Annotated in this window: 26 protein-coding genes; 10 read left to right on the top strand and 16 right to left on the bottom strand. The window is 56.5% G+C overall.

Annotated elements, in window-relative coordinates; all coding sequences use genetic code 11:
- Positions 1 to 49 precede the first annotated feature (49 nt).
- The 5 genes from B5E84_RS08715 to B5E84_RS08695 form a co-directional block, all read right to left on the bottom strand.
- Positions 50 to 895 carry a hypothetical protein gene (locus tag B5E84_RS08715; RefSeq protein WP_087221809.1) on the bottom strand — a complete coding sequence of 282 codons (846 nt, stop codon included), beginning with the start codon at positions 893 to 895 and terminating at the stop codon, positions 50 to 52.
- Positions 896 to 933: 38 nt separating this feature from the next.
- Positions 934 to 2007, bottom strand: a complete 1074-nt coding sequence (locus B5E84_RS08710) for a DUF932 domain-containing protein (protein WP_087221807.1) — start codon at positions 2005 to 2007, stop codon at positions 934 to 936.
- A gap of 33 nt (positions 2008 to 2040) precedes the next feature.
- Positions 2041 to 2856: a hypothetical protein gene (locus tag B5E84_RS08705; protein ID WP_087221805.1), complete on the bottom strand. Its 816-nt coding sequence runs from the start codon at positions 2854 to 2856 to the stop codon at positions 2041 to 2043.
- Between the two features lie 110 nt (positions 2857 to 2966).
- Positions 2967 to 3374, bottom strand: coding sequence for a single-stranded DNA-binding protein (locus B5E84_RS08700; RefSeq protein WP_087221803.1), 408 nt, complete (start codon positions 3372 to 3374; stop codon positions 2967 to 2969).
- A gap of 274 nt (positions 3375 to 3648) precedes the next feature.
- Positions 3649 to 4254 (bottom strand): hypothetical protein, encoded by a 606-nt coding sequence (locus B5E84_RS08695; protein WP_087221801.1) that lies wholly within the window; start codon positions 4252 to 4254, stop codon positions 3649 to 3651.
- A 287-nt stretch (positions 4255 to 4541) separates the two neighbouring features.
- On the opposite strand from B5E84_RS08695, the gene B5E84_RS08690 reads away from it, so the two are divergent.
- From B5E84_RS08690 to B5E84_RS08650, 9 genes are all read left to right on the top strand, one after another.
- On the top strand, positions 4542 to 5234 hold the full coding sequence (locus B5E84_RS08690; protein WP_087221799.1) for a response regulator transcription factor: 693 nt from the start codon (positions 4542 to 4544) through the stop codon (positions 5232 to 5234).
- Positions 5231 to 6253 (top strand): sensor histidine kinase, encoded by a 1023-nt coding sequence (locus B5E84_RS08685; protein ID WP_087221798.1) that lies wholly within the window; start codon positions 5231 to 5233, stop codon positions 6251 to 6253. The genes B5E84_RS08690 and B5E84_RS08685 overlap by 4 nt, the downstream gene beginning before the upstream one ends.
- A gap of 72 nt (positions 6254 to 6325) precedes the next feature.
- Positions 6326 to 6772: a hypothetical protein gene (locus B5E84_RS08680; RefSeq protein WP_087221914.1), complete on the top strand. Its 447-nt coding sequence runs from the start codon at positions 6326 to 6328 to the stop codon at positions 6770 to 6772.
- Positions 6773 to 6830: 58 nt separating this feature from the next.
- The gene (locus B5E84_RS08675) at positions 6831 to 7361 is read left to right on the top strand and encodes a flavodoxin domain-containing protein (RefSeq protein ID WP_087221796.1); all 531 of its coding nucleotides are present in this window, start codon (positions 6831 to 6833) and stop codon (positions 7359 to 7361) included.
- Positions 7362 to 7376: 15 nt separating this feature from the next.
- Positions 7377 to 8042 (top strand): ABC transporter ATP-binding protein, encoded by a 666-nt coding sequence (locus tag B5E84_RS08670; protein WP_087221794.1) that lies wholly within the window; start codon positions 7377 to 7379, stop codon positions 8040 to 8042.
- A gap of 12 nt (positions 8043 to 8054) precedes the next feature.
- Positions 8055 to 10592 carry an ABC transporter permease gene (locus tag B5E84_RS08665; protein ID WP_087221792.1) on the top strand — a complete coding sequence of 846 codons (2538 nt, stop codon included), beginning with the start codon at positions 8055 to 8057 and terminating at the stop codon, positions 10590 to 10592.
- Between the two features lie 154 nt (positions 10593 to 10746).
- Positions 10747 to 11418: an ABC transporter ATP-binding protein gene (locus tag B5E84_RS08660; protein WP_087221790.1), complete on the top strand. Its 672-nt coding sequence runs from the start codon at positions 10747 to 10749 to the stop codon at positions 11416 to 11418.
- 14 nt (positions 11419 to 11432) lie between these two features.
- Entirely contained in the window at positions 11433 to 13991 is a 2559-nt protein-coding gene (locus tag B5E84_RS08655) for an ABC transporter permease (protein ID WP_087221788.1), read from the top strand.
- A gap of 154 nt (positions 13992 to 14145) precedes the next feature.
- Complete coding sequence (locus tag B5E84_RS08650; RefSeq protein ID WP_242963330.1) at positions 14146 to 14415, top strand: winged helix-turn-helix domain-containing protein; 270 nt, start codon at positions 14146 to 14148, stop codon at positions 14413 to 14415.
- 47 nt (positions 14416 to 14462) lie between these two features.
- Here B5E84_RS08650 and B5E84_RS08645 read toward each other — a convergent pair whose 3' ends face one another.
- From B5E84_RS08645 to B5E84_RS08600, 10 genes are all read right to left on the bottom strand, one after another.
- Positions 14463 to 14966, bottom strand: coding sequence for a hypothetical protein (locus tag B5E84_RS08645; RefSeq protein WP_087221784.1), 504 nt, complete (start codon positions 14964 to 14966; stop codon positions 14463 to 14465).
- Positions 14963 to 15664 (bottom strand): hypothetical protein, encoded by a 702-nt coding sequence (locus B5E84_RS08640; RefSeq protein WP_087221782.1) that lies wholly within the window; start codon positions 15662 to 15664, stop codon positions 14963 to 14965. Before B5E84_RS08640 ends, B5E84_RS08645 begins: the two co-directional genes overlap by 4 nt.
- Positions 15665 to 15723: 59 nt before the next feature.
- Positions 15724 to 16299: a sigma-70 family RNA polymerase sigma factor gene (locus tag B5E84_RS08635; RefSeq protein ID WP_087221780.1), complete on the bottom strand. Its 576-nt coding sequence runs from the start codon at positions 16297 to 16299 to the stop codon at positions 15724 to 15726.
- A 14-nt stretch (positions 16300 to 16313) separates the two neighbouring features.
- Entirely contained in the window at positions 16314 to 16730 is a 417-nt protein-coding gene (locus B5E84_RS08630) for a zinc-finger-containing protein (RefSeq protein ID WP_087221778.1), read from the bottom strand.
- A 60-nt stretch (positions 16731 to 16790) separates the two neighbouring features.
- Positions 16791 to 17138, bottom strand: coding sequence for a hypothetical protein (locus B5E84_RS08625; protein ID WP_242963329.1), 348 nt, complete (start codon positions 17136 to 17138; stop codon positions 16791 to 16793).
- Positions 17139 to 17241: 103 nt separating this feature from the next.
- Positions 17242 to 17472: a DUF6133 family protein gene (locus tag B5E84_RS08620; RefSeq protein ID WP_058963714.1), complete on the bottom strand. Its 231-nt coding sequence runs from the start codon at positions 17470 to 17472 to the stop codon at positions 17242 to 17244.
- A gap of 396 nt (positions 17473 to 17868) precedes the next feature.
- Positions 17869 to 18747 carry a hypothetical protein gene (locus tag B5E84_RS08615; protein ID WP_058963713.1) on the bottom strand — a complete coding sequence of 293 codons (879 nt, stop codon included), beginning with the start codon at positions 18745 to 18747 and terminating at the stop codon, positions 17869 to 17871.
- A complete protein-coding gene (locus tag B5E84_RS08610) occupies positions 18744 to 19709 on the bottom strand; it encodes a type II secretion system F family protein (RefSeq protein ID WP_087221776.1) in 966 nt (321 codons plus the stop codon). The genes B5E84_RS08615 and B5E84_RS08610 overlap by 4 nt, the downstream gene beginning before the upstream one ends.
- 3 nt (positions 19710 to 19712) lie before the next feature.
- On the bottom strand, positions 19713 to 21089 hold the full coding sequence (locus B5E84_RS08605) for a CpaF/VirB11 family protein (protein ID WP_087221774.1): 1377 nt from the start codon (positions 21087 to 21089) through the stop codon (positions 19713 to 19715).
- Entirely contained in the window at positions 21082 to 21885 is an 804-nt protein-coding gene (locus B5E84_RS08600; protein WP_087221772.1) for a CpaE/TadZ family protein, read from the bottom strand. The genes B5E84_RS08605 and B5E84_RS08600 overlap by 8 nt, the downstream gene beginning before the upstream one ends.
- Positions 21886 to 21991: 106 nt before the next feature.
- Between B5E84_RS08600 and B5E84_RS08595 the strand changes: the two genes are divergently transcribed.
- A complete protein-coding gene (locus tag B5E84_RS08595) occupies positions 21992 to 23416 on the top strand; it encodes an ATP-binding protein (RefSeq protein WP_204248565.1) in 1425 nt (474 codons plus the stop codon).
- Positions 23417 to 23450: 34 nt separating this feature from the next.
- Here B5E84_RS08595 and cpaB read toward each other — a convergent pair whose 3' ends face one another.
- The gene (gene cpaB / locus B5E84_RS08590; protein ID WP_087221768.1) at positions 23451 to 24323 is read right to left on the bottom strand and encodes a Flp pilus assembly protein CpaB; all 873 of its coding nucleotides are present in this window, start codon (positions 24321 to 24323) and stop codon (positions 23451 to 23453) included.
- Positions 24324 to 24333 lie beyond the last annotated feature (10 nt).

The following is a 24333-nucleotide window of genomic DNA, read 5'->3' as shown; positions in this document are numbered from 1 at the left end:
AGGTATCCCTTGATGACATGTCATGCGGCTGAGGCCGCAACAAAACTCATTACGCGGGCAGCTTCTCGTAGTTGCCGTTGATCTCTCCGACCACATAGCTCCCATCGGGGCTGTCGGGCGCCGTAGCGGACTCCGGGATCACATAGTCGCAGTCGTTGGTACGCTGCTCCTCGTTGATCAGGGCCCGCTGGATGTTGATGGCCTTGATCTGCTCCTTAAAGCCATTGGCATAGGCGCGGATCTGAGCCAGTTCCTCGCCCTGGAAGTCGCGCACAAGGCGGAAAGTGGCAACGCTGTAGTCGTTGCTGCCATTGTTCTCCTTCTTGAGCCCAATCTGGATCAGGCTGCCATAGGTGGCGCGCCGGCGGTAGACAAAGGCCCGGTTCAGGAACTCCTTGAACGGCTTGATGCTGGTAGGCGGCAGAGAAATCAGCAGAGGCATATACTCGCCGCTGCGCAGCAGGTAGATGTCCCGCATATTCTTGCAGGCCTTGCCGCGGCCGCCGTCTCTGGCCGAACCGTATGCGTTCATCGGGCAGGTGGCGCAGGCGCCGCCCGGTTCCCCAATGCCCGTCTTGCCGTCCACAGAAGAGCAGAGAGGCTTGGTGTCCTCGTCATACTCGCTGCCTTCCGGCCACAGGGTATAGGCAGAATGATTGTAGAGAATGACTCCTTCCAGGGTCCGGGCATAATCCGGATTGTCGGGGTCTTCCGTGGGGATCTCGAACTGCAGGGCGCCGCCGGCGGGAATTTTCACCCGCTGGAAACTCATCATCTGCAGGCCGTCCGCATCTTCCGCGATCTCATCGCTGCTGAAATCACCCTCCACCATCGCAGGGAGCAGGAAAGTGTTCCGCTCAGGAGTGTTCATCATAGAAGTGTTCTGTTCGTACATAGTTCGTTCCTCCTTAAAATTGGATGGTTGGCAGCCACTCAGGCGGCCAGCTGGTTGATACGGCTCCACTGCCTTGCCGGCATGGAGAGAATGTTGTAACCGATGCCCTCCAGTGCAGTCGCCCGGTCATAGTCCTGAACATCCTGGCTGTGGCGGGTCACCGCATTGGATAAACCATAGAGCGTCAGGTCGTTGCCCTCGATCAGCCGCTGCAGCACACCGGAGCTTTCCTCATCGGTGATGTGGAAGTCCTTGCTGACCAGCTTGACAATACCGGGGACATCGGTGGTATTTATGCGGGCCTCCTTGGCCTCCCGCATCATGTTGACTACACGGGTAAAGCGCACCTCGTCTACCACGGCCCGCACCGTGTCCTGGATCTTCATGGCAAAGGCTTTGTCGTCGGCCTCCAGCGTCTTTTCCGAATACAGCTGATAGTTCTCCGAAGCCTCATTGATGCGGCCCACATGAGTGCGGCGCGTCTGGGCATCGTTTACGACCATACCGTTACTGCATACCAGCCGGTAGACCAGCGGCTGGATGTTCACCGATCCGAGTCCCACCTCGCTGTTGCTGATGATGATGCCGGACTGAACGATGTCGCCCGGCACGACCTCGGCCTCCAGGCGGGTGTTGACTACCTTGATATACATGCGGCTTTCTGTGAGCTGGCAACTCTCAAAGTGCATTCCCTCCATATCCTGAAGGACGGGAAGGACGATGCCCGCAATATCAAGGTTGTCAATGCGCCGGTAGCGGTTGCTTAAAAATGCCCGTGCCGTACCCTCAATGGTGCGGATCATACGGACAGAGGGCTCCCGCTGGAACCAGGCGTTCACATTTTGTGCCAGCAGCTGGGGATATTCCTCCAGCATCTTGTCATAGTAGGCTGCTGGAATCTTCAGATGTGTGCCAATCTGCCGGTGGGCAATGGAATTGACCTCCAGCGGTTCAAGCGCCGGGACACCGGACTGGTCATAGGCGTTGAGGTACAGCTTCGAGTCAAAAGGCTCCAGACGAAGGCTGCGGGTGTCCAGCATATAGTCGGCTTTCAAATCAGCCTGGCGCTGGATCTCCTTTGCCATGTCTACAAGACTGATCCCTGATTTCATTGTGATTTCACTCCCCTCTCTGGGTGATGGCGGTCACCAGGAGACCTGGATGCCCTGCGCCGTGGTTTCAGCCGACAGGCCCTTGCTTTCAAACACTTCCACCAAGCGGGGCCAGTAGACCTTCGCGGGAAAGTTCGCAAGATGTTCCTGCGGCACCAGTTCATCGTCCTGCTGGATGCAGATGTCGCCGTTTTCCCGCAGCGTGAGCTTGCTGTGTCCACGGGAATTCAGATCGGCGATCAGCGTTTCCATGACTTCGCGCCCGCAGTTTTCATACCAGATGCGCGGATCAATGGGCTGCTTGTTGGGCGGGATATTGGCTTCATCGCCCTGTTCTGTGCCAGCCTTGGACAGAGGCACGATTTTGAGCAGGTCACACTGGATGGTCGCATCCTGCCCGAATGTGATGTCTGCATGGTCGAATCCATCTACATTGTGAAGTCGGATGCGCCCAGTGCCATTGGTACGGATCAGCTCTGCCGGCCGTTTCTCACACCACTCAAAGCAGGCGTCAGAATACGACGAGCGCAGATAGGCCAGAATCCGGTGGTTGGCATAGCGGAGCAGCAGGTCGTCTGAAACTGGTTCCTCCAGTTCCGGGACCTGGAATGTGCTCTGGGCAATGCCTTCAGCGTGCAGCCGGCGTTCTCTCTGCTGGCGCTGCCGGCGGCGTTTGGCCTGCTGCATATACGGGAGCAGGAGGATCAGAACGACCCAAAGCCCCCAAAGGGTGAATACCCCAATCAGCAGCCACGCCTGCCACGGTCCGCGCACCAGAGCCATGATGGCGATGACAGCACCGATCAAGATGGTGATGCTGCCGCTCAAAAGTCCCTTGTCATTACTCATATCTTTACCGTCCTTCCTTTAGATTTTTGCCTGAAAACAAAAAAAGAGGGACCGCACCAAGCTTCAGATCATTCTGAAAACTTGATACGGTCCCTCTTGGATGCCGGGAGCTATTCCGGCAGGGGTTCACGGTCGCCATTCATCACCTCGGAAGGTGACGGAACAGGCGCCGCGTCGTCAGGGTCATGCTGTCCACTTTCGGATTTTGCTTTGGAGGACTGCCCGGGGAGAAATCCAAAGTCCGTCAGCCATATTTTCAGTTTCTTGACTGTGGTTCCGTCCTTTTGGCGAACATCCACCAGTTTTTGCGATCCGGTGAGCCAGATCATGCTTCCCTTTTTGACCTTGAGCCGCATGAGCCGGGTAACATCGTCACCGCGGGCCCATACCTGATAGTAGTCCGGCGGGGTGTTGCCGGAACGCTCCATCAGGTCGAAACAGACATATTGCTGTTTTGACTGGCCCTCTTTCGGGACAAGCTCGTGCATGACTCGGCCAAATACAACGATTTGTGCCATAACACTTCCTTTCTTCGCCTCTGGCGTTAATATCTATATATAAAAAGTGCCAGCAGATACCAGACCCGAAAGGGCGCGGCAATACCACTGACACTTGATACAGCATACAACCTTGACTGCGTGTGCAATGCAGATTTTTAATCTGCGGTACAGAAGCTAAGTCTGTATCCCACAAGGGGAAACGCACAAAAATCAATTACAAGATAAGTGTAACACTATATCTTGTGTTTGTCAAGCGGTATTATACTATATATAGATATTTAGGCGAGGCAAATCACAATATATGGTTCATGTCGCGGTAGTAATCATCCAGCAGATAGAATTTGAGTGCTCGGGCTGCCGGCGTCCCGTAGCTGAATATCAGACGATAGAGATTGCCTGTCCCATCCACGCCGAAGGGACCGAGCCAGTGGGAGATGGTGTTGCCATCGAGATACCAGAGCTGAATATCCCGGTAATCATCTTCACTGACAAGACCGGAAGAAGCCAGACGATAAGCGTCTTCCTCATCGATCATGGGGCGGGAAAGAAAATGGCGGTAGAGCTCGTCCGACAGCCCAAGGGCCTGCTGGTAGGTCAGAGGATTGGGGTGGTCCAGCCACCAGCGGGTAATATCTTCAAAGGTACGCAGACGCGGTTTGGGATTGAGGGACCGGAAGCGCCGGATGAAATCTTTGATTTCTTCCGGGGCGGCCGGCGGCGGGAGCGGGATCTCACGCACTTCGTCATCCAAAAAGCCGAAAGCAAGCTGCTCGCCGGTTTCATCCTCCAGCAAGAGCGAGGTGCGGGACAGCGGTGAGACCAGGAAATGCTCCATAGCAAAGGTGTCGTCCAGAAAACGCTGGATTTTGTATTGCTCAATGGTGTGGGGCTTATACATTGGGGTAAACCTCCTATTAAGTATTCCGCCTATTAAATAGGAGAAAACAGCGCAAATTCTGCAGCACATCATGAATTTTTTCTTTTTCGTTAATAAATAAGAGGCAGTTTGGGTTATTCGTTGCTCTTGTTCACGCTGTATTGTATAATAGTCAATGCTATGGCTGAAAAAGCTCAACCAATTATTATGGTGCGTAAGATCGCAGTGATTTTAAATCAATCTGATATTTTACAACGAGAAATCATTTGTTATAATGCTAAAGGAATTCTCTGTTTGAGGTATAAAGGATGGAACGAATCTTAGTGGTAGAGGACGACCTGGCCTTGAGCACAGGTCTTTGTTTTGAACTGGACAATGCAGGATATTTGACCGTAGCCGCATATAACTGCGCCAAGGCGCGATATTTGCTGGAACATGAACAATTTTCTTTGGCGCTTCTTGATGTGAACCTGCCGGACGGGAATGGATTTGACCTGTGCCGGGAGATCAAGGCCCAGAAACCGGAGCTACCGGTGATTTTCCTCACGGCCAACGACCTGGAGCGCGATGTGCTCAGCGGCTTTGATATGGGGGCCGAGGACTATGTGACCAAGCCCTTCAACATGCAGATCCTCCTGCGGCGGGTGGAGGTGGTCCTGCGCCGGGCAGGTGTCAAACAGCCCGCGCCCCAGGCTGACCGCTGGAGCGATGGGTGGCTGACGCTGGACTTCTCCGCGCTCACCGCCCAGCGGGGCGAGGAAAAACTGGTCATTACCCCCAATGAATATAAGCTGCTCAAGACCCTCACGGAGCACAGCGGCCAGATTCTTACCCGGCAGGTACTGCTGGAGCGCCTGTGGGACAGCGGCGGCAACTTCATCGACGACCACACGCTGACCGTCACCATGAACCGGCTGCGCGCCAAGATCGAGGATGACACCCATCCCTACATCAAAACAGTACGGGGTATGGGCTACATCTGGACAGGAGGCAAGCCATGAAGCACCGCAGCATGACAGTCCTGCGGGCGGGGATGCTCCTGCTCTTGGCGGCGCTGTTTGGGGCGCTGGTGTGGCTCTTGTGGCAGACCGTCCCTTGGGCGGCGGTGCGCTGGGGCATCCTGGGGCTGTGCGCCGCCATCTTCGCCGTGGTGGGCCTGTGGGCCTGGTACCAGCGGCGGCAGGTGAGCCTGTTTGCCGACGACCTGTGCGAGACGCTGGACGCCCTGATGTCCGGCCGGACGGTGGAGGGCTACCAGCCCTATGAGGACAGCCTGACCGCCAAGGTGCAGGGCAAGCTGATGCAGTATTTTGATATTATGAGCGAGGGCAAGCGCCAGAGCCAGCGGGACAAGGAGACCATACAAGGTCTGGTCAGCGACATCTCTCACCAGGTCAAGACCCCCATCGCCAACATCAAAATGTTTACCGGCATCCTCCGAGGCCACGACCTGCCGCCGGAAAAGAGGGCGGAGTTCCTGGCCACGATGGACGGGCAGATCGACAAGCTGGACTTCCTGATGCAGTCCCTTATCAAAATGTCCCGGCTGGAAACCGGGACATTCACCCTGCATATGGAGGAGACTCGGCTCTCCGATACCATCGCCCAGGCTATGAGCACCGTCTGGGCCAAGGCGGAGGCCAAGGGGATCGACCTGTCGGCGGAGTGCGACGGCGCCATTACGGTGCAGCACGACCCCAAGTGGACGGCGGAGGCCATCGGCAACATCCTGGACAACGCCGTGAAGTACACACCGCCAGGCGGCAAGGTGGCAGTGACCGTGCGCCCCTGGCAGTTCTACACGCGGGTGGACATCACCGACACCGGCATCGGCATCCCGGAGGAGCACTACAACGATGTGTTCCAACGGTTCTACCGCGCCCCGGAGGTGGCGGCCCAGGAGGGCGTGGGCCTGGGGCTGTATCTTGCCAACGGCATCATCACCCGGCAGAAGGGATATATCAGCGTAAAATCGAAAGCCGGGGAGGGGACCACATTCTCGGTTTATCTGCTGAGCTGAAAATGTGAAACACGGAGGAGCATGATGAAAAGGACAAGTGAAACAAAGACACTTATGCGGGAGAAATTGGATATGAAAAGAGTGCTCTTTTTTGAACCTTGGTTTTTCCTCTTCTTTGGAGTATTTCATTTGCATCGTATATGGGGCCTGATTGACCGTCACAGCTATGCACGTTTCTGGTTGGAAGTAATGGAGAGCAGAAATTTGTTCTATTATTTCTTGATGGGCTTTCTCAGTATTTTGTGTATTTTCGGAATCGTCACCTTTTTTCAAAATCGAGGCAATAACTATTGGTGGCGGTGGATCTATTTGTTTGGCGGCGGATACGTTCTGTTTGACCTTTTTGCCATTGCTACCGGATTGAAGTTTTGGAATAGACTTTTGACACTAATGTTTGATACTAACGCTTGGTACTGGAACTATCTTTGGTCCTTTTTTATCCTCATGGGGGCGGCCGTGTTTGCTCTGGGGTGTCATGTTTTCCATATGCGATGGCCAAGAAAGAGGACAATATTATAAAAAACAGGCTTCGGTGTCGAGGTTTCATGAAGTCATAACGAATATGGAGAAAATCTCAATGAATCAACAGATCATTTACGGCAGCGAATACGGCACTACCCGCCGCTATGCCGAGCAGCTGTCCCAGCTGACCGGCATTCCTGCGATGGACTATACTTCAGCAAAGAATTTGGATGGCTGCGAATTGGTGATCTATCTGGGCGGGCTGTATGCGGGAGGCGTCAAGGGGCTGAAGCATACAGTCAAACGGCTGCCCACTGGAGTTAAGCTGATTCTGGTCACTGTTGGTTTGGCGGATGTGACGGACCAGGAAAACATCCGCAACATTCAAAATTCCGTCCGCAGACAGCTTCCGACCGCGCTGTTTGACCAGACGGCGCTGTTTCATCTGCGGGGCGGCATCGACTATGGCCGGCTGAGCCTTGCCCATAAGACCATGATGACGCTATTATATAACAAAGCCCGGCATCTCCCGGAGGAGAAGAAGACAGCGGAGGTCCGCGCCATGATCGACACCTTCAATCAAAAGGTCGATTTTGTGGACTTTGCTTCTTTGGAGCCGGTTGTGAACGCAATTCCCAAACAATAAGCGAGGAATCCACCCATGAACATCGTAACGGTACATAACCTGAAAAAATATTTTGGAAAAGGCGAAAATCAGGTCAAGGCCCTGGATGGCATCGACCTGGAGATTGAAAAAGGCAAATTCACCGCCATTATCGGGGCCTCCGGCTCCGGCAAGACCACGCTGCTGAACATGATCGGCGGCATGGACATCCCCGATGAGGGGGAGGTCATCGTGGACGGCGTGAACCTGCGGGGCCTGAAGGAGAAGGAACTGGCGGTGTTCCGCCGCAGCAAGGTGGGCTTCGTGTATCAGAACTTCAATCTGGTGCCCACCCTGACGGTGAAGGAGAACATCCTGTTTCCCCTGAGCCTGGCGGGCAGCACCCCGGACCCGGCTTTCTTTGACGAGATCGTGGAGCTGCTGCACCTGAAGGAGCGGCTGAACGCCTACCCCGGCGAGCTCTCCGGCGGCGGCCAGCAGCGGGTGGCCATCGCCCGCGCGCTGATCGCCAAGCCCGCCATCCTCCTGGCGGACGAGCCCACCGGCAACCTGGACAGCAGGACCGGCCAGAATGTGCTGGGCCTTTTGAAGCTGTCGGTGGAGACCTACCGGCAGACCCTGGTGATGATCACCCACAATCTGGAGCTGGCGCAGATGGCCGACCGTGTCGTTCGCATCGAGGACGGACGCATCCGTGCGTAAGGAGGTCCGGCCATGCTTGCGAATAATAATCTGAAGGTCTGCTGGACCCTGGCGAAGCGGGATTTCCGCTTTCACCGGGCCAAAAACTGCATCCTGGCTTTGGCAGTGGCTCTGGTCACCGGCCTGTATGCCTTTATGTTCCTGCTGGGCGGGGCGGTGGAGGACGCCTACTTGCTGAACTACCAGTACACCTACGGCTCCACCAGCCACATTCTCTATACCGGCCTCACCGAGCATCAGGCGGCGCTGCTCTCCCAGCATCCCAATGTCAAAAGCGCGGTGCGGCTGAGTACCGTGGGCACCCTGTCCGACCCCATGCTGGGGCAGCGGTCGGTGAAACTGGCGGTCACGGACCGGGACTATGCCCAAACGGTGCTGTCCATCCCCACCACCGGCCGACTGCCGGAGCAGCCGGGTGAAATTGCCCTGGACGAGTTTACCATGGGGTCGCTGGGGGTTTTACAGGAGATTGGCGCCCCCGTCACCCTGGAGTGGACGGATGCCGCCGGGAACACACATACGGATGCCTTTGCCCTGTGCGGCTGGTGGGCCAGCCCCACCAACTTCACCGAGGCCTGCGCCTGGATCACGGCGGATACCGCCGCCAGCCTGATGCCGGATTACGACAGCGAGAATGCCGCCAATCTGACCCTGGGCGTCACCCTGCACCAGCCCCGCAGCCTGGAGGAACAGGCGGCTGAAATGCTGTCTGACCAGGGCCTGCCGGAAGTGCCCTTTACCACCAATCTTGCCTACAACGACGCCCGCATGGAGACAGCGGGCCAGCAGGCGCGGCCGTACTACGCGCCCGCCGTTCTGGTGCTGGTGTGCGGCTTTTTCATGATTTATGCCATTGTGCAGGTGACGGCGGAGCAGGACCGGGCCTATTTCGCCGGGATGAAGGCCCTGGGCCTTTCGCCCCGTCAGCTGCGCCGGTATCTGCTGGAGAAGGCGCTGGCGGTGGCGGCGCTGGGCCTGATCCCCGGCTTTTTGATTGGATTTGGGCTGAACCTTGCCGTCACACCCCGGGTGGTGGTCGGGATGGAGCAGAACCCGGCCCTCTATTTTTTGAGCTGGCAGCCCTTCGCCGTGGCCGCGGTCTGTTCGTTCCTGACGGTCCTGCTGGCCTACCTGCTGCCGTCCTGGCGGCTGTCCCGTATGACCCCGGCCCAGACCCTGCGGGTGAACGCGCCCCGGTCCAGCCGCAGGGGCGGAACGCGGACGGGAATGGTCACGCTGCCGCGCATGGCCCTGCGGACCTTTGGCCGGGCCAGGGGGCGCACCATTTTGTCGCTGGTCACCATGCTGGCGGCCGTCCTGCTGCTCACCGACATCCGAATGCAGTATGTGAGCTTGCGGGAGGATCTGTACCTCTCCGCCATGTCACCCTGGGACTACTCTATCACAGACGCCTCCGCCGCGACCCCTTACCAGCAGTACAATGAGCGCAACCGGGGCGTGACAGAGGAGATGGTGAAAGAATTGAGGAACCGCCCGGAGGTTGACTCCGTGAGCGCGCTGAAAAGCCGGGAGGTGCCGCTGGCGGCCTCCAGCGAGCTGCAAGAGCGGGTGGTGGATTACTACAACCAGCCCTACGACGAGACCATGACCCTGCGGGAATCTCAGGCCGCTTTCCCGAACTGGATGGCGGGCATCGACCGCTTTACCGAAACTGGCGAATACACCGCCATTGTGGTGGGGCTGGATGGGGCGTATCTGGACTATGTGCTGGAATACTGTCCCTTCACCAGCGGCAGCTTTGACCGGGCTGCCTTTGAAAGCGGCGATTATGTGATCGCCGGCGGCGCGTACCATGAGGGCGTCTCCTGTCTGGCGGCGGGCGAAACGCTGGAGCTGGAGGGACGGAGCTTTACCGTGCTGGGTTCCCTGATGCACGACAATGCCTATCTGGAGGGGACCAACAGCCCGGAATCCTCCTTCACCTTCTACTACCTGGTACCGCTGACCGTGTTTGACGAGCTGTTCCCCGGTCAGAGTTACCGGCAGCTGGCGGTGGACATCGACCATGGCCAACAGGCATCCTTTGAGGAATACCTGGCCGGGTATGAGCAGGGCCTGAACCGGGGCATCAGCATCACCCTGCGCAGCGACTATCAGGAGAACTTTGAAAGTGCCCGGCTCAACATGGTGCTGGTGCTGGGCCTGGTGGCCGCAGTGCTGCTGGGAATCGCCGTGCTGAACTTCGTCAATCTCCTGGTGGTTAAGACTGTGAGCCGCCGCAGGGAATTTGCCGTGTACCAGAGCCTCGGCATGACCGTCAGCCAGCTGCGCCGCCTGGTTCTGCTGGAGGGCGGCTTCTACGCCCTGCTGATGGCGGCGGTTCTTCTTCCGGCCACCCTGGCCTTTGCCCTCTGGTTTATGCCGGGCGTGATCGCGGACCTGTCGTGGGTGGCCGTCTACACCTTTGATGTGACGCCGCTGTGGATCATCCTGCCGGTGATCGCGGCGCTGGCGCTGCTCACCCCGCTCCTTTGCCTGTACTGGATTACCAGAGGCACTATTCAGGAGCGGCTGGGAGTTGTGGAATAATGAAAATGCGAAAACGCGCCCTCCTGTGGGAAGGCGCGTTTTTTTGCAATGTCACAAAAATGTACCTTTGCTGTACCTGAAATGAGACATTGGCCTGCTATGATACAGACAAAGAGAAGGGAGGACTTCTCAAAAGAACGAGGAGGTACGGCTTATGGAGACCATTTTGCAGGCCAGAGGTCTGAAGAAATACTACGGCAAAGGTGAGACGCAGGTGCGCGCCCTGGACGGGGTGAACCTGGATATTGAGCGGGGAAAATTCACCGCTATCATCGGAACATCCGGCTCCGGAAAATCCACTCTGCTGAATATGCTGGGCGGCCTGGACACCCCCACTGAGGGTAGCATCCGGGTAGGCGATACCGAGCTTGCCAAGCTGAACAGCGAACAGGCCACCATCTTCCGGCGCAAACAGATCGGGTTTATCTTTCAGAACTACAATCTGGTGCCGGTACTCAGCGTGTGGGAAAACATCATTTTCCCCATCTCTCTGGATGGCCGCAAGCCGGACAAAAAGTTCATCATGAACATCGTGAAGCTGCTGGGTCTGGAGAAGAAGCTGGATAGTCTGCCCAATAACCTCTCCGGCGGCCAGCAGCAGCGGGTGGCGATTGCCCGTGCCCTGGCCTCCAAGCCCTCTATCATTCTGGCCGACGAGCCCACCGGCAACCTGGACTCCAAGACCAGCGACGATGTGATCGGCCTTCTGAAGATGACCAGTCAGGAATTTCACCAGACCATCGTGATGATCACCCACAACCCGGAGATTGCCGCCATGGCCGACCGTGTGATCCGCATTGAGGATGGGCGGATTGTGGCACAGTAAGGGGGGCGGATAGTATGAAAAAACAATTGATCTTTCGTCCTATTCCGGTACTGACCAAACGGATGTTCCGTACGAACCGGGGCCGGAATCTGGTGGCAATTCTGGCGATCCTGCTCACCACTATGATGTTCGCCACCCTGTTCACCCTGACCCAGAGCATGAGCCGCAACCTGGTGGAGATGACCTTCCGCCAGACCGGTTACAATGCCCAGGCCTCCATGCGGGGACTGACCGAGGAGCAGGCCGACCTGATCGCCGGTCACCCGGATGTGGCGGAGCTGGGCCGCAGCATCGTGCTGGGCCTTGCGGAAAACCAACAACTGACTGGGCAATCGGTGGAGATCCGCTGGGCCAATGACGCCTACGCCCGGCATTCCTATGCCGCCCCCACCACCGGGCAGATGCCCCAGGCGGCGGATGAGATCGCACTGGATACCAGCATCCTGGACCGTCTGGGCATCCCCCATGAGCTGGGGCAGACCGTGACTCTGGAGTGGCGCAAGGATCTCAGCGGCGAGGAAGTGACGACTTCCACCTTCACCCTCTGCGGCTTCTGGGAGGGCAACCAGTCCAGTTATTCCTCAATGGCCTGGGTCAGCCGGGCCTATGCCGCTGAGATGACCGGCGGCGTCATTTCCACCGAGGAAAGCCAGGTGCTGGGCCTCTATATGGTACAGGTCAATCTGGCAAGCGACCAGAACATTGAGGCGACGATGGACCGTATCCTGGCGGATACCGGCCTCACGGGTCTTGAATACAATGTCAACCTGGCCTACTCCCCGGAGATGGGGGCGATGGCCGCCCAGGAGAGTATGCCCATGTATCTGGGCATGGTGCTGGTATTCATTGCCGGATACCTGATTATATACAACATCTTCCAGATCAGCGTGACCGCCGATGTGCAGTTTTATGGCAAGCTGAAAACCCTGGGCATGACCACCAAGCAGCTGAAGAAGCTGATCTACGGGCAGGCCAACCGGCTGTGCATCATCGGTATCCCCATCGGTCTGATTCTGGGCTGGCTGCTGGGCAGCGTGCTGGTGCCGGTGCTCATGGGGACAATAGACGGCGAGGCCGTGGTCTCTGCCAGCCCCATCATCTTCATTGGCTCAGCGGTCTTTGCCTGGGTGACAGTGCTGATCTCCTGCCTGCGGCCCGCAAGGCTCGCCGGAAAAGTATCGCCCATTGAGGCCCTGCGCATGAGCGACGCCGACAGCTCCAGCAAGAAGAAAACCAAGCGCCGCCGTGGAAACGCTTCCCTGGCCTCGATGGCCTGGGCCAACCTGTGGCGCAACAAAAAGCGTACCATCACGGTGATCTGCTCTCTGACCCTGGGCCTGGTGCTGCTCAGCAGCTTTTACGCCAAAAACGCTGCCTTTGACATGGACAAATACTTGGCTGACCTGATCCTGGCCGACTTTGAACTGTCCGACGCCACCAGCGAGGATTATATCAACAACTATGACCCCCACGGCACCACCCTGACGGATTCTCTGGTAGCTCAGGCAGAAGGCCAGGAAGGCGTGGAAGCGTCCGGCCACCTGTTCTCGGCCCAAATCGACTGGCAGATGGACGAGGGCACACTGCAAAATGTGGCGGCCTTCTACACCGAGGACAAACTGGCCGATTGGGAAACCTACGACGCTGCTGGTGCCCAGCAGCTTCGGGATGTCCTAGAGACTGGCGACGGCTCTGCCATCCTGTACGGCCTGGACGGCATCCCGCTGGATGCTATCACCCAGGAGCAGTATGTGCTGGAGGGCAGCTTTGACTCCGCCGAATTTGCCAGCGGGAACTATGTACTGGCGGTGGGCCCCAGCCTGGAACTGGGTACAGACTACCCGGTGCTGCCGACCCCCTCCGCGGGCAGCACCGTGGAACTGAACGGCCGCACCTATACGGTGATGGCGGTGGTTTATCCTCTGAATCCGGTGACCCAGCTGACGGTGCAGCAGGGCGCGGGCGACAAGTTTAATTTGAGCTTCATCATCCCCAGCGAGGTATTCCGCGAGCAGTGGCCGGACCACACCCTGCGCAAGCTTTTCCTCAATGTGGATGACGCCCACATCGACACAGTACAGGCGTTCCTGGATGACTATATGGAGACGACGGACCTCGGCCTGCCGGTGGCTTCCCGCCAGACGATGGCACAGCAGTACGAGGCCCAGACCCGTTCCTCCGCCGTCATGGGCAACGCTGTCAGCGTGGTCATCGCGCTGGTGGGTGTGCTGAACTTCATCAACTCGATGGTGACCGCCATCGTATCCCGCAAGCGTGAGTTCGCGGTCATCCAGAGCGTGGGCATGACCAAGAAGCAGCTCAATCGGATGCTGGTAAACGAGGGATTGTTTTACGCGGTTTTGACGCTGGCGGCATCGTACCTTATCAGCAGCCTGGCCGTGGGCGTTGTGGTCCGGGCGATGGTAGAGGGCGGATTTACCACCTTCCGCTTCACCCTGCTGCCGCTGGTGGCCTGCACCCCGATCCTGCTGATCTTTGCGGTGCTGATTCCGCATCTGTGTTTCCGCAACCTGGAAAAACACAGCATCGTGGAGCGGCTGAGAATGGAGTAAATCATCGGGAGGTGATGGATTTGGGAAATTTGTAATACTGTCTTTCAGTGATGGTGAAGAAAAAGCTTTAGAGAAACTGATTTCTACACTTTCCGCAATTTCAGATTTTTCTACACTAGCGGCTTCTAAAGATGCACCACTATTGATGAACTCATTGGAAATTTACCCTCGGCATCACCTGGTACGGCTGTTTGGTGCGCCGGTTAAACTGACCCCGATGGAGTTCGATATTCTGCTCCTGCTGGCCCGTCGGCCAGGGCAGGTGTTCACCGCCCGTCAGATCTATGAGGCCGTTGCAGTGGACTCCTTTGACGCCAGTTGGACGGGGATCTCCAGCATGATCTACAAGCTCCGCCGCAAACTGGGGGCTGACATCATCGAAACAGTACGGGGCCACGGCTACCGAATGAGAATAACAAAATAGAGGGATACGGCACCGAAGCCATAGCTTTGATGCCGTATCCCTATTTCTTACTCATGGGGTGTTTGCTCTCCGCTTTCCATCTCTTCATTATAGGAGGATGTGTCCTCCAGTGCCTCATATCCAAGAAAACTGTTGGTGGAGAGGGCGGCATCCAGATAGTCGTTTCCGACGGCAGGCCGGCTCCCTTTTTGAAAATAAAAGCGGTAGCGGGCGCCGATCTGGAACTTGGCGGTTTTGCTCAACAGCAAGGTGCGCTCCGCCCCCTGTTCATCAATCAGCTGGATCTTGCGGTAACGACGCAGCATAGGGGTGCTGACGCTGGCGCAGATCCCTTCCACCACTTCGTACTGGCCCCGGGCGGCGGTGCCCCACAGGCTGCTGCCCAGCACCAGAGAAGCGGCAAAAATAAGTCCACCCAGCACCAGAAGGATGCGGTCTGCGGCGACAGTGAAGATCACAAAGCTGACTGCTATGCTGGCGATCCCGGCCAGGAATGTCAGCAGGATCTTGCGCCGCAGGACAAAGGGAAATTGGCTCAATTGGTTTTTCATGTACTGATCCTTTCAAAAATGATTTGCTGGCGCAGATACAGGTTGGCAACGGCCAGCGTTACCGCCTGGCTGCTCCGGCTGTTCTTCATCAGGCTGGCGATGTTCTGGCAGGTGGTCTCGCTGTCGCCGTACACCTTCTCCATCAGGACCCGCTCGCTGGGGAGGGAGAAGATATCCTGCTCCACACATTTGATGATCTCCGCAGTGGAAAGCAGGGCCTGCCGGGAGAGCCGCATGACGCGGGATTCATAGTCGGTCCGGCGGTCTTTGCGAAACAGCTTCAGCGCCTGCCCGACTGAAACCCGACGGCTGAATACAAGCTTCATAAACGATACGCCGCGCACCAGGGCAGAGCCGCTGGTGGGGATGATGCCCAGGGGACTCAATAGATCATACAGCGCATCGTATTCGGTCTCCCCGCAGCCGGAAACCAGCAGTCCGCGGGTAAGCAGGCGGTTCACGCAGTCATCCCAGGGCCGGCTGACAGCACCACCCATAGATGAGGCCAGCTTATCGCACTGAAAAGAAATATCCTCCCATTTGGAGATCCGCCAATTCAGGGCAGTCCAAACGACCAGCTCCTGCATATCCACCATGTAGGGCTGACCGCCAAGGCGGATGACCGGGCAGGACCGGCCACAGCCATTTGTTTCCCGCTCCAGACGGCCGATTGCAGTATATAAGGTTTTCTGTTCCATTGATCAATGCCTCCTTTTACATATCCTTTACTGCGGGAAGGCCGTGGTTTTCAACAAATTTAAAGCAGGCTTGCCAGAAAGCGGGGGTCGCTGCGCAGTTTGGCGACCGAGCGCGAGATCCATGCACCCACATGGGAGGGCGGAACCTGGTAGAGTTCCGCAATATCCGTGACCCGCATTCCCTGAAGCTTGAGCGCCAGGGCTTCGATCCCAAGCCGGGCCACACCGTCATAGTCCTGTTTGCTGGCTTCCAGAAGCGACAGCGTTTCCATCAGGGACACTTGGGTGTCAAATACGTCGGACTGCGGCTTCAGGGCTTCACCGTCAGCGGCCAGTTCCCCGTGCTCTCCAATAATGAGCCGGCTGAACATCTTGCCCCTGTTGCAGATTGTCCGGCAATAGGACAGAAGCCCGTTTTTTACGACCGTTTTGGCGTAGGTGGCAAACTGTGCCCGCCCATCGTCTTTATAGGTGGCCGCGGCTTTGCAGAGCCAGACGCACCCCTCCTGGAACAGATCGCTGTACTCCAGGCCACAGATAGTCGGATTCACATGGATATAGTCGCAGATCACCCAATGCACCACCGGCAGGTTTTGAGCAACGAGTTCCTGCTGCTGTTTCGTCAGACTGGTCATTTGCTCACCTCCCGTCAGGCTGCCGCCTGTCCGGCGGCGGGAGGAGCTGAGGCCTGCCTGCAGAGGCGGACGACCTCATCGCACATCCATTCGGAAAACTGGCCGATATGAGTCTGCCGTTTATCCAGCCCAAGCTTCGCCTGGAGCCAGATATAGACCTCCCATTTTTCCATGTGCCGGCTCTGCTGCAACTGTTCCAATGCCCGGTGCGCCAAAATGCGCTTGTGCCGGAGATCTCCATTTGCCAAAGTTCCCATAGGCCGGTGCGTCCTGTCATGGGCGCTCACATAGGCATCGCAGGCGGGCCAGCGGTCGCAGAGATAGAGAAATTTTCCCTGGGAGCGGCGGTTCAAGCCATAAACCACACTGGCCGGACGGAGCGAGGCATTGGCATGGCAATAAGGACATTTGATCTGTTTTTGCTTCATCATAAAATCATCACCTCCAAAGACGCGCCAAAGGCGGCGCGATGGCGTCTTTCTGTGTAAAAATCAGCTGTTCTGGCTGCAGCTGGGGGCCAGACAAAGCTGCCTGAGCGTACATGCGGAAGGGTCCGGCGCATGCCATTCGATGTACTTGGAAAAAGCGGCGTCAAAAGAGCAGCGCGACAGGACGGCGCTGCACTCGGCGGGCTCTACCTCCTCACCGGTCAGCTCATGCACGGTTTCCGCAGGCAGAAGCATGACCTGACCGCACTCATCCACTGTCAGCAGGAATCCGGAACAGGGCTTCTCCCGGCCATACATGCAGGCATCGCAGCCACAGCTGACAAAGATGGCGTTGCGCCAGTTCCCACGGACGGCCCGCAGAAAGGAATAAAATTTGCAGGATGTTTTCATCCTCTACCTCCAATAGTCGTTTTTTGAGATAATAAAAAAGCGGGGACCAGCTGTGGATGTCCACAAGCTGATCCCCGCTGACGGCATTTAAGCGAACAAGCCCTTAGTTGGCCGCGCCAAACAGGCCCTCGATCTCCTGCGTGATCCGGGGGATGACCGTATCGTTGAAGATGAGGGTCAGGGCCGCCAGCAGCAGGGCGCCCAGCACAACGGCGATGATGATTTTGACCGCATCAGAGATGTAGAAATCGCCGCGCTGGTTGGAGAGCGCCATACGGGCCCGAAGCGCGAGGCCGTTCGCTTTGCTGCGGATGCAGCTGGTAAACTTCTTCATGGAAATACCTCCTGTAAATGTGATATTGGATTTTGGTATGGTTATGGCCGGTCAGGACCGGCGGATAGGTTTGAGCAGGCCGTTTTTGTTTGAGCGGGGCCTGTCCGGATACGCTTTCGGCTTCTGGCGCAAAAGCCACCGGAACCGGCGCCTCCGCCCATCTTCGCCGTCAGGCGGAATATATTTTTTCTTCGACATGGATTTCTCCTGTTCAGACGGTAGGTTCAGGACCGGCCTGGGAGCAGGCCGGCCCTGGGGAAATGGATGGAAGGCAGCCGGCATAGCGGCTGCTATGGGAACCCACTGCGGTACAAAACATCACCTCCATCGTAGATTCGCCCCCGGGTGGGAGCGGGTATATGGAAAGCCCCCACCAGAGGCGTGGGCGAATACCTGTCAGCCGAAGAAAGCGCCCAGGGAACTCATGACCTCGGTGCAGAGGACCACCAGATAGATGATCATAATGCAAATGAGCATCATCATGGAGTAACGCTGGATCTTCTTGGGGCGCTTGGCCGCTTCCTTTTTCAGATTGTTCTGCTCGATCTGCCTCATGTCAAAACAGATCATCTTGAAATACATCCGCTGGTCATCGCCGCGAAGCACGCCGATCAGGCCGCGGATCACATCGGACAGCATGGGGCTGCCAATGCGGGTTTCAAAACGGATCAGGGCATTCTCATAGTTGCCGGTTTTCATGTCGGCAATGGTCTGGTCCAGCTCCGCGCCGAAGTCCTTGCCCGCTACCCGGCGGTAAGAGGTAAGGATCTTCAGCACATCCCGGTCGTTCTCCAGGTTCTGCCCAATGGTCAGGGCGAACCGGGGAATTTCGCTTTCAATGAGCTTGCGGCGCTTCTTAACGAAATCAAAGACGCTGTAATAGGTCGAGAACCACAGCGCCACCGCAAGCCCGATCAGCACGGGAACCATCAGCGGCACCAGAAACACCATCAGGATAGAGCAGAGGCCGACGGCGCCCGCCGTGACCCAGGCCCGGGCCGTGTAGACCTCCGGCGTCAGTTCCAGACCGGCAATATCCAGCGCCCGCTGCAGCTTATTCCGCTTGAGCTTATCCAGCTTCAGGTACGGGGCGATCAGTCCGGCGATTTTGGTGATGTAGACATCCAGCAGTTTCTCGGTCTTTACGCCCTGCTGCTTGCGGGCCAGCATCATCATGCGGGAGGTTTTCTTTGTGGGAATATCCACAAAGGCGCAGGTCAGGTTGTAGGTGGCAAAACCAAAGAAGATGATCGCCACAAGTGCCAAAAGGGTCATGCGCCGTCACCTCCGTATTCAATGGGCTTGCTCAGCTTCATGATCTGCGTCAGGGCAAAGAGAATAATGGCCGCACAGATCGCCAGGGCGATTTTGCCGGGTGTGGTGAAGATGAGCGTATGGAACCAGTCTTCGTTGAGGAAGTAAAGCAGAGGCACATTGGCGACCACCAGGAACATCATCGTGATGGCCTCACGGCGCGGGCCCTGCATCATGGCCTCCAGTTCAGACTGCACCACTCGCACATCGCTGAACTTCTGGGCGATGGTGGGCAGCGTGTTTTTCATGGAGCGGTCAGACTGGCACTGAATGAGGATGTTGCACCACTCATGAAATACCCGGTTGGGGACCTTCATCTTCAGCGAGTTGATGGCACTGGTCAGGTTGGCGTTGATCAGTTCCGCCTCGTACACAAATGCCTCGAAGTTGGCCTTCACCGGCTCATTGATGTAGGGCAGGTTTTCCTTGACCGGCTCATTGATGTAGGGCAGGTTTTCCTTGACCGCCCGTATCAGGTCCTCTGTTCGCAGGTAGGAGGTGGTGATGATGGAGATAGCGGTCTCCAGTTCCTCGTTCAGATGCTTCTTGTAGCTGGCGGCTGTGCTGCGCAGATACCAGATGGGGGCCAGCGAAAAGCCAATGCCCAGGATCGGCACCATATACACATTGTTGATGAGCAGCGCCAGCACAGCGCCCACCGCAAACAGGATCAGCGACAGCCGCTTGACCGCCTCATAGCGGTCGGAGCGGCCGGTGCCTTTCAAAATCTGCTTCAGCTCATAGTCCTGGTTGAAGAAGCCCTTGGCGGGCGTACCCATCAGGACATTGAGTTCGTCAGACAGGGTAGCGGCCTTGCGCTGGGAGCGGAACAGGGCATCGATAAAATCCCCCGGCCGCACGCCGAACAGGGCCAGGAGGCCCGCGCTGATCAGCGCAAAGCAAATGATGTAGATCCACTGCAACCTTTAATCCACCTCCTTCGGGGCGTCCATGAACTCTGCCAGCTCCTTATTGGAGATGCCGTTGTCAAGGAGCCGTTTTTTCAAAGTATCCGAGATTAAGCCCACCTTCCGGTGATGGCCCACCACATGGATCTCTCCCTTTTCATCGGTCACATTGTCCTCCACCTCAAATTTGTAGAGTGTGTGGGAAATGAGCTGCCCGTCCCGGTAGTCCTCGCCCTCCAGGATCTCCATGATCTTACGGGAACGGTCTTCCAGCTGCTTGGTAAACACCACGATGGGATAGGCCTCCACCATGATCTCCATGAGCACGGCGTCGTCCATGCTGTATTTGCGCTTGGCGAGGGTCATCATCCTGCGGTAAGTGCTGTTGCAGGAGTTGGAGTGGATGGTGGTGCAGACGGTATGGCCGGTGCGGGAACTCTCGGCGGCCGACAGGCTTTCCGCGGCGGACCGCATCTCGCCGACACCGATGACATTGGGGTGCTTGCGCAGTACCCGCTCCAAAAGGAAGTCCTGGTTGATGTTCAGCGCCGGATTTTCGCTGGGCCGGGTCAGCAGGTGGATGACGGAGTTTAAGATATTCCCGTTTTCATCCCGCTTGACCAGATCAAACTCACGGCTGCCTTCCTCTATGGTGATAAGGCGCTGGTTGTTGGGGACATTGGAGAGCAGCCAGGCCATGATGGTGGTCTTGCCGGAGCCGGTGGAGCCCGCGATGCACACGCTGACGCCATACCGGATGCAGGCCATCAGGAAGTGAAGCATCTCTGCGGTGGCGCTGCCGGAATCGAGCAGCTTCTGCTCGGAGACCGTCTGCTGGTTGACAATACGGATGGAGGCATTGATCCCTACATCCGGGTCCACAATGGGCGTCTTGTCCACAGAGATACGGATATTTTTGTCCAGAAAGCCCACCACACTGGGCATGGTGTCGTCAATGACCATGCCGCAGGCGTTGAGCATACGGCGCACCACATCAATGGCGTGCTGCGGGGAGGAAAACTTGTCCGGGATCTTGATGCTGCGCCCACCGGCCTCGATTACTTCGATGTCGTTGTAGGCGTTGATGTTGACTTCCTCAATGCCGGGCTTGTAGATCCATTTCTTGAGGAAGGAGTAACCGGCCATATCCTCATAGAGCTTTTCACACAGTTCCTCGGTGGTCAGCCCCTCAATGGCGTATTTTCGCTTGACGATGTACTGCACCATCAGCTCTTTGAGCAGTGTGGTGGCCCGTTCGGCGTTGCCCTCGCCGGCCTCGGCAATGGTGGAGGCGTGATTTTCAGCAAAATACCGCTGCACATCCTCCAGCACCTGGTCATAGGTCAGGTCCTGGTTGGCCGCCGGCGCGAAGAATATGTCGTTGAGATTATTCATCGGCGTCATCCTCCTCGAACTCGTCCTCGTCGTCCGCATCCTCTGCCGCCTGCTCGGCCAGCTCCATCTGCTCCAAAGCGTCCAGTACCTTGTTGAGTGAGGCGGTGTACTTGGGATTGCAGTATTTGATGGCCTGGAACATCCCTCCTTCGGTGGCGCAGCGGTCGATCTCCTTGCCATAGGGCAGAAGGCCGTCAAAGCCGCCGATGATATAGCCCATTTCATCCAGTGCGTGGAAGGGGCGGGCCATGCCGGCGAAGGTCATGTGCCGGTCATAGTGGAAACGCCCATCCACCAGCAGGGGCTGGTGGGCTTTCAGATAGTTGACGCCCTTCAGGTCGGGAGTAAGCAGGCGGATGACCAAATCGCCGGACTCAATCGCCGCCGGGGTGAACACATTGGTCATGTTGGAACTGCAGTCCAGGATGACGAAATCCACCAGCTTGGCGGCAGCGTTGACCAGCTGGAGTACCATAGCATATTTGACTTCCGGATAGCTCAGCGGATTCTCACCGGCGGAATAGCCCATCAGACCGATGAAAGGATAGCTTTTGAGCACCGTGACATGGCTTGCCACCAGCGTGGTGTCGATCTCTACGCTGCTCAGGACCTGCCCCACCGAGGCGTTGGTCTGGATGATCTGTTCCGGCAGCCAGACCGGGAGCATGGGGACGCTGATCTCTGCGTTGATGATGATGGCTTTCCGCTTGTCGCGGGTCAGGGCTTTTGCCAGGATGCAGGAAAACATACTTTTCCCGCTCCCCGGGCTGCCCCAGACGGTAATGACTTTTCCCATAGGAAGCTCCTTTCCCAAGGGCGGAATGCCCTTGACTTTTTGCAAAACAAATATATAATATAAGATAGATTATCATAAAATGAATTATGATAAAGGAGGCGTTAACATGAAGTTTATCGGCAGACAACGAGAACTGGAGTCTCTTGAAAGGGAATACCAAAAAGACAGCAGCTTTGTTGTGATTTACGGCAGGCGGCGTGTAGGAAAAACAACGCTGATTAAAGAATTTATCAAGGGTAAGCTGGCATTCTACTTTCTCGCAACGGAGGAAGTGGAATCACAAAGCATAAAACGGCTGTCTGGTGTTGTGTCCCGGGTAACACAGAATCCGTTGCTGCAGCGTGCAGCCTTTTCCGACTGGCTGGATTTGTTCCATATCATTGCGGAATTCCGGCCGGAGGAAAAGAAAGTCCTGATTATTGATGAATTTCCTTATCTGGTTAAGTCCAATCCGGCGTTCCCGTCTATTCTGCAAAACGCATGGGACGAGGTCCTCAAGGACAGCAATGTGATGCTGATTCTTTGCGGCTCCTTGATTGGAATGATGCAAAAACACGCGCTGTCTTATGACAGCCCCCTGTATGGCCGCCGGACTGCACAGATCCGGTTGGCGCCTTTGTCGTTCCCGGATGTGTATGCCGCTCAGCATCTTTCTTTTGAGCGTGCGGTGGAGCAATATGCGATTACCGGCGGCGTACCCAAATATCTGGAGTTTTTCAACGATCAGGAAGGACTGCTGGAACAGGTGGAGTCTGCGGTTCTCTCGAAGAACGGTTTTCTGTATGAAGAACCAAACTTTCTGCTGAAAGATGAAGTGGTATCCGCTGTCAACTATTTTTCCATTATCCGCGTGATGGCGGATGGAAACCACAAGCTGGGGAAAATTGCGGGAGCTCTGGGGACAGAAACTTCCGCGCTGACGCCATATCTTTCCACGCTCAGCGACCTTGGCTTTGTCGTGAAGGAAACGCCGGTTACGGAGAAAAATCCGGAGAAGTCCCGTAAAGGCCTTTATTTCATCTCTGATAACTTTGTGCGTTTCTGGTTCCGGTATGTCTATCCATATAAAGGGGAACTGGAACTGGACAATACGCAGATTGTTCTGGATGAAATCCGAAAAGACTTCGTACAGAAGTTTGTGGCCTTCGCCTATGAAGATATCTGCAGATCCATTTTTGCAGACCTTTGCAGGGAAGGTGCCATTGACTTTGTTCCCTCGCGGATCGGAGCTTACTGGCTGAATGATTTGGACAGCGATACGGAAATTGATGTGATGGCGGTGGACCATCAAAACAAGCGATTCTTTGCAGGCGAGTGCAAATACCACAATAAGCCGGTGGATGCGCCTGTATTTTTTGCTCTCCGCGATAAGGTGCAGGCTTCTGGTGAAATCCAAAAGGTATGGAAAGGCTATCAGCCTATTTTTGGGATATTTTCTAAAAGCGGTTTTACCCAGCGTCTTGTTGACTTGGGCAAAGAAAATCCACAGCTTTTCCTGATTAACGAGGATCATCTTTCTAACCAGCAGTGAGGAAACGGGCGGTGAATCTGTTCACCGCCCATTTTTATTCGCCGTCTTCCGGGATGCTGTCCGCAGGAGTTGTTTCCGTACCGCCTTCCGCCCCATCGGAGCCGGCCTCGCCTGTGGACTCGCTATCTGCGGCGCCTTCAGCGGCTTCTCCACCATCCTGGCTTTCAGCATTTTCCTCAACCAGTGTTTCGGGGAAGTAGATCTCCTGAAGCGTCTTGTCCTGCTCGGCCAGCAGTTCCTCGGCCAGCTGGTCGTTGTTGCGGGAGATCAGCGCCACATGGGCCACACCGTCATTTTCCATCTCAGTAATGATACGGGCCTGCTCCGGGCTTGCCAGCACAGTGATGGTGGCAGACTGCTGCGGCTCTTCGTCCTCGGTAGGCTCCTTGGTGTTGTCCACATTGATACCGTCAGAGTCGGTGACCGACAGCACCTTGACAAAGCGCAGCTCCGGCACCTCTTCCGCCGTCTCCAAGAAGTGATAAATGCGGATGATGTCGCCCGGTTGCAGCTTATCCGACAGGCCGGAGGCCAGCGTTTTCACAGTCAGCGAGATGGCGACCTTGCCGGAGGGGATGTCGTTGAGCGCCACATCCGAGGAAACAGGGACGGTACTGACCTTGCTGGTAAGGATATAGTCGCCCTCTGCCAAATCAGCGGTAACATACAGTCCCTCCACATCATCCATGCTGTGGGCCACATTGGAAGGGAGGTTGTACCCGCCCACTTCTACGACTTCGGCGTTGTCGCTGGTGATTGTTTCGCCTTTCAGCACCGGCTGGGTAATGCGGACAATCTCCGTCTTGCCGTTGGTCTGCCGGGCAATGGTGGGCAGTGCCACAAATGCGATGACCGCCGCCAGAACCAGGGACAGAATGCCGAAGATAAATCGGTTGTTGAGTTTCATAAGCATCTCT

The sequence above is a fragment of the Lachnoclostridium sp. An14 genome, from assembly GCF_002160755.1.
Classification (GTDB): Bacteria; Bacillota; Clostridia; order Lachnospirales; family Lachnospiraceae; genus Lachnoclostridium_A.
The sequence above is the reverse complement of the archived record's forward strand: the minus strand, read 5'-3'. Positions and strand labels throughout refer to the sequence as shown.

Bases quoted from the DNA above. Each gene is read 5' to 3' on its own strand.
- B5E84_RS08715 (WP_087221809.1), bottom strand. From the start codon at position 895: ATGTACGAACAGAACACTTCTATGATGAACACTCCTGAGCGGAACACT.
- B5E84_RS08710 (WP_087221807.1), bottom strand. From the start codon at position 2,007: ATGAAATCAGGGATCAGTCTTGTAGACATGGCAAAGGAGATCCAGCGC.
- B5E84_RS08705 (WP_087221805.1), bottom strand. From the start codon at position 2,856: ATGAGTAATGACAAGGGACTTTTGAGCGGCAGCATCACCATCTTGATC.
- B5E84_RS08700 (WP_087221803.1), bottom strand. From the start codon at position 3,374: ATGGCACAAATCGTTGTATTTGGCCGAGTCATGCACGAGCTTGTCCCG.
- B5E84_RS08695 (WP_087221801.1), bottom strand. From the start codon at position 4,254: ATGTATAAGCCCCACACCATTGAGCAATACAAAATCCAGCGTTTTCTG.
- B5E84_RS08690 (WP_087221799.1), top strand. From the start codon at position 4,542: ATGGAACGAATCTTAGTGGTAGAGGACGACCTGGCCTTGAGCACAGGT.
- B5E84_RS08685 (WP_087221798.1), top strand. From the start codon at position 5,231: ATGAAGCACCGCAGCATGACAGTCCTGCGGGCGGGGATGCTCCTGCTC.
- B5E84_RS08680 (WP_087221914.1), top strand. From the start codon at position 6,326: ATGAAAAGAGTGCTCTTTTTTGAACCTTGGTTTTTCCTCTTCTTTGGA.
- B5E84_RS08675 (WP_087221796.1), top strand. From the start codon at position 6,831: ATGAATCAACAGATCATTTACGGCAGCGAATACGGCACTACCCGCCGC.
- B5E84_RS08670 (WP_087221794.1), top strand. From the start codon at position 7,377: ATGAACATCGTAACGGTACATAACCTGAAAAAATATTTTGGAAAAGGC.
- B5E84_RS08665 (WP_087221792.1), top strand. From the start codon at position 8,055: ATGCTTGCGAATAATAATCTGAAGGTCTGCTGGACCCTGGCGAAGCGG.
- B5E84_RS08660 (WP_087221790.1), top strand. From the start codon at position 10,747: ATGGAGACCATTTTGCAGGCCAGAGGTCTGAAGAAATACTACGGCAAA.
- B5E84_RS08655 (WP_087221788.1), top strand. From the start codon at position 11,433: ATGAAAAAACAATTGATCTTTCGTCCTATTCCGGTACTGACCAAACGG.
- B5E84_RS08645 (WP_087221784.1), bottom strand. From the start codon at position 14,966: ATGAAAAACCAATTGAGCCAATTTCCCTTTGTCCTGCGGCGCAAGATC.
- B5E84_RS08640 (WP_087221782.1), bottom strand. From the start codon at position 15,664: ATGGAACAGAAAACCTTATATACTGCAATCGGCCGTCTGGAGCGGGAA.
- B5E84_RS08635 (WP_087221780.1), bottom strand. From the start codon at position 16,299: ATGACCAGTCTGACGAAACAGCAGCAGGAACTCGTTGCTCAAAACCTG.
- B5E84_RS08630 (WP_087221778.1), bottom strand. From the start codon at position 16,730: ATGATGAAGCAAAAACAGATCAAATGTCCTTATTGCCATGCCAATGCC.
- B5E84_RS08625 (WP_242963329.1), bottom strand. From the start codon at position 17,138: ATGAAAACATCCTGCAAATTTTATTCCTTTCTGCGGGCCGTCCGTGGG.
- B5E84_RS08620 (WP_058963714.1), bottom strand. From the start codon at position 17,472: ATGAAGAAGTTTACCAGCTGCATCCGCAGCAAAGCGAACGGCCTCGCG.
- B5E84_RS08615 (WP_058963713.1), bottom strand. From the start codon at position 18,747: ATGACCCTTTTGGCACTTGTGGCGATCATCTTCTTTGGTTTTGCCACC.
- B5E84_RS08605 (WP_087221774.1), bottom strand. From the start codon at position 21,089: ATGAATAATCTCAACGACATATTCTTCGCGCCGGCGGCCAACCAGGAC.
- B5E84_RS08600 (WP_087221772.1), bottom strand. From the start codon at position 21,885: ATGGGAAAAGTCATTACCGTCTGGGGCAGCCCGGGGAGCGGGAAAAGT.
- B5E84_RS08595 (WP_204248565.1), top strand. From the start codon at position 21,992: ATGAAGTTTATCGGCAGACAACGAGAACTGGAGTCTCTTGAAAGGGAA.
- cpaB (WP_087221768.1), bottom strand. From the start codon at position 24,323: ATGAAACTCAACAACCGATTTATCTTCGGCATTCTGTCCCTGGTTCTG.